4 protein-coding genes are annotated in these 4080 nt (G+C 47.0%); 3 read left to right on the forward strand and 1 reads right to left on the reverse strand.

Annotation, left to right across the window (positions count from 1 at the left end):
• Positions 1–504, forward strand: a 504-nt coding sequence (locus HY877_05450; GenBank protein MBI5299720.1) for a hypothetical protein, incomplete at its 5' end; no start/stop codon positions are given.
• The gene (locus tag HY877_05455) at positions 488–2116 is read left to right on the forward strand and encodes a hypothetical protein (protein ID MBI5299721.1); all 1629 of its coding nucleotides are present in this window, start codon (positions 488–490) and stop codon (positions 2114–2116) included. The genes HY877_05450 and HY877_05455, both read left to right, overlap by 17 nt.
• A 121-nt stretch (positions 2117–2237) precedes the next feature.
• On the opposite strand, the gene HY877_05460 is transcribed toward HY877_05455, so the two are convergent.
• Positions 2238–2552: a hypothetical protein gene (locus HY877_05460; protein ID MBI5299722.1), complete on the reverse strand. Its 315-nt coding sequence runs from the start codon at positions 2550–2552 to the stop codon at positions 2238–2240.
• Positions 2553–2686: 134 nt separating this feature from the next.
• Here HY877_05460 and HY877_05465 point away from each other — a divergent pair, with 134 nt between their 5' ends.
• Positions 2687–3742 carry a type IV pilus twitching motility protein PilT gene (locus HY877_05465; protein MBI5299723.1) on the forward strand — a complete coding sequence of 352 codons (1056 nt, stop codon included), beginning with the start codon at positions 2687–2689 and terminating at the stop codon, positions 3740–3742.
• Positions 3743–4080: the final 338 nt, after the last annotated feature.

A 4080-nucleotide genomic window follows, 5' to 3' on the forward strand; every position in this document is an offset into this window, starting at 1 on the left:
CTTTATTTTCCCAAAAGGGAAGAGGCTCAGGGATTTAGAAGACAAATTCAAAACCTCAAATTGGAAAAAGAGGCTTTAACAAAATTTACGGAGGCGCTTATCCAAGCCACGCGAAAAACAGGTCTGGAAAACCCAAAAAATCCCCTCTCCGTTCCCGTCAAACTAAGGGTTTTAAAAGGAGAACTTCCATCCGTTACGGAAGAAACGGCTCCTCTATTGTCTCTCCTCACCTCTCCCCAGTTTATTATGGGCATCACCGTCAAAAGCATGAGCGACCTCCCCCCTAAAAAAGAGGAGGGTTATCAAAAAAGCAGTTTTTTCATTAATGCACAGGGATCTTTCCCCCATGTCATCCGTTATTTAGAAAAAATCGAACAGATCCCCGCCTTGATGGCCATTGACAATGTCGCATTGAAAACGATTGATACAAGAGCATCCGAAGTCGATCTGGAACTAAACGGAACTCTTTTTCAAATGAAAGATAAAAATGGAACATCAAAATAAAGTCCGTAGTCCATGGTCCATAGTCCATAGTCCACAGTCCATGGTCCGTAGTCCATGGTCCATGGTCCTTTGTTGCCTCCTTCTATATACCGGTCTTACCCAAGCGGCCGCTCCCCTTTCTGACCTCGCCATGGAGCAATTTGAAAAAGGTGCCTCCAGAAGTGCAAGTCGCAATCCTTTTAGTCCATCGGAAGCTCCCGCCGAAATCGATGTCGCCAATCTGTCTTTGGAAGGCCTTGTCACCGGGGAAAATGCCGGGTTGGGACTTGTCTCGGGGCGTATTGTGCGCGCGGAAGACAAGATCGGAAAATACACGGTTTCCAAAATAAAACCGGGAGAAATTATTTTTACGGCCGATGGCGGGGAGCAAATTTTAAAAATGGAGGGGTTTACCCCTGCCTTCCATCATCAAAAAAATCAAAACTACGACATCGAATTTCGTCATGCGGATTTGAAAGATGCCCTTAACCTGCTGGCAAAAATGGCCGGATATAATCTCATCCTTCCAGAAGATTTGGGCGGTCGTGTCAATTTAAGTTTCGCCGATATCCCGTTGCGCGACGCCATCAACTCAATCCTCAAAGTAAATAATTATAACTATGCCATTGAAAGTGGCATCATGCGGGTTGGTAAATCGGATCAATTTATTGGCGGCACCGATCTTTTGGCCACCACCGTCCCCCTAAAATTCGCCACGGCCAAGGATTTGGTTGATAAAATTAAACCTCTTCTTTCTGAAAAAGGTTCCGTCTCGGCGGACGAAAGAACCAATGTTTTGAGCATCAAGGACTATGACGCCAATGTGGAAAATGCGCGGCGTTTCATTAAAGAAGTCGACAGAAAAGATCAGCAGGTGCTCATTGAAGCCCAAATTGTCGATGCCAGCAATGATTTCGCCCGCTCGCTCGGCGTTCAGTGGGGAGTCTCCGGCTCTCCGGATCGTCTTACCATTTCAGGGGCGGATTCGACGGGCACTTTCAAAATCAACGGTTTTCCACCAACACCGGCAATTGTGAACATGGGATCAGCCAATCCAACCAGTGGTGTTGGTTTCCGGATCGGGAGTCTTCCGGGCGGAACAAATATCGATCTACAGTTAACTGCGGCAGAGCAAAAAGGGGATGTCAACATTATCTCCAAACCTTCTGTTTCCACCATCAACAACCTGCCCGCAAAAATTCGTAGCGGCGTTACGCTTTATGTCAAATCAACTTCCAACATCACCATTGCCACCACAGCCGGCGGAGGAGGTGGAGCCGTTCCAAGTTTGCAAGCTATTGAAACCGGCGTTCAGCTGACCGTCACGCCGCAAATTTCTCCGGAGAATCATATCAAGATGACCATCGATGCCAACGAAAGTGAGGTCGATTTTTCCAAAACAGTCGATGGGATTCCCGCCATTATTGACAATACAGCCACGACTACTGTTGTCCTAAAAGACGGGGAGACTGCCGTGATCGGCGGCCTCATCAAAATGAAAAACACGAATATCAAAAAATCGGTTCCGGGTATTTCCAAAGTCCCCGTTATCGGGCTTTTCTTCAAATCAAATACAAAAACCAAAACTCATACCGAGCTGATGATCTTCATCACCCCAACAATCATGAGGTAGTACTGTAGACGTCTGTCATTCCCGCGAAAGCAGGGATCCAGTCTTTTTCAGCTTTTCTGGATTCCCGCCTACGCGGGAATGACAAAAAGAAAACGGACATTTTGTTTTGCGGGGGCTATAATCACCAGTTTTGATAGGAAGCGGTGGTGCTTTGGATGTGACCTGTCTCTGCATTATAATGATACTCATTGCCAAAGGAATCGGGGGACCATGGACTATGGACAATGGACAATGGACTTTTGGGAAGAGTGCGATGTTCTAAAACATAAGCTGTGATTTCATTCCTTAGCGTTGCCAGCTCCTGCATCAATATTTTTTCTTTATAAACCTGATCGCGTTTCGCGTAAAGGGCCAGAGATAACCAGAGCGTTGCAATCACAATGGCACTCACAAAAAAATATTCCCACGCAGGTCGTGTTTTGCGTCGCAGTTCCATGAGTTAAGCTATCAGCTTTCAGCGGTCAGCTTTCAGCAACTACTTTCATTTTTTGCTGACAGCTGACCGCTGACCGCTTTTTTGTTCACATTTCTCCTAGCATAATTTAAAAAGTTATTGCATAGGAAAGTGCCATGGCACAACCACTTCATGATCTTTTGAAAACAATGGTTGAAAAAGGCGCTTCCGATCTTCATATTGGTGCCGGCACTCCACCGCTGATCCGTGTGGATGGCGCCTTGCAACCTCTTGGCGACACTCCGCTGACACCGGATCAAGCACAAGACATCTGCTTTGAAATCCTCACTCAGGAAGATGTGATGAAATTTGAACAAGATTGGGAACTCGATTTGAGTTTTCCAATCAAAAATTTGGCGCGGTTCCGTGCGAATCTTTATAAACAACAACACGCGGTAACGGGTGCGTTCCGCCAAATCCCCTACAAAATTCCGACATTCGAAGATCTGGGTCTTCCCCCGCAAATTCAGGATTTGGCTTACAAACCTCACGGACTCGTTCTGGTAACCGGCGCCACCGGAAGCGGTAAATCAACAACGCTCGCCGCAATGATCAACGCCATGAACCAAATCAAGCCGTGGCATATTATTACGGTGGAAGACCCAATCGAATTTCTGTTCACCTCCAATAAATGTCTGATTCATCAGCGAGAAGTGGGAAAAGATACCGCCAGTTTCCAGAATGCCCTTAAATATTGCCTCCGGGAGGACCCCGATGTGGTGATGATCGGAGAAATGCGCGATTTGGAAACAGTACGCGCCGCCATTACGATCGCCGAAACGGGCCATCTGGTTTTGGCCACACTGCATACGAATACCGCCGTGCAAACATTGGATCGTATTATCGATGTTTTTCCGGCTCATCAGCAAAATCAGGTGCGCGTGCAACTCTCTTTTGTTTTGCAGGGAATTTTATCACAGCAACTTCTTCCCAAAGTTGAAAAGGGCCGCGCGCTGGCTTTGGAAATCTTAATTCCCAACACCGCCATCCGAAATCTGATTCGTGAAAATAAAACCCACCAGATTTACGCCCAGATGCAATTGGGTCAAGAGGCCACCACCATGCAAACAATGACCCAGTCCTTGGCGACTCTTGTAAAAAAGAAAATCGTCAAAAAAGAAGAAGCCTTCCCCCGCAGCCCCGAACCCGAAGAATTCCTGAAATTAATATAAATTGTTCTCCGCGCGTAGTCGATTTCATTCCGCGTGAGGTATTGTTGGGGCCGGTGTCGTTTTGCCTTTACGAGGCAAAATGCACCTTATATCTCGCCCCTTCCGGCATTGTATTCATCGATGGAAGGGGCTCCGATAAACCCCAACAACACCTCACACTCCATGAAATCGACACCAAGACTACGAAATGAAAATTAATTACTGGAATCTATGTGTGCAATGGTGTGGGCGCATCAAGTTCTTGGGGTTTCGCGGAGGCGATTTTTACCTTATCGGGATCAAAAGCAAAAATCGCCGAGCGATAAGCGGGCCCGACGGGTCGACCCGTCGGGAACCGC

This window comes from Deltaproteobacteria bacterium (assembly GCA_016213065.1).
In the GTDB taxonomy this organism is placed as follows: domain Bacteria; phylum UBA10199; class UBA10199; order SPLOWO2-01-44-7; family SPLOWO2-01-44-7; genus JACRBV01.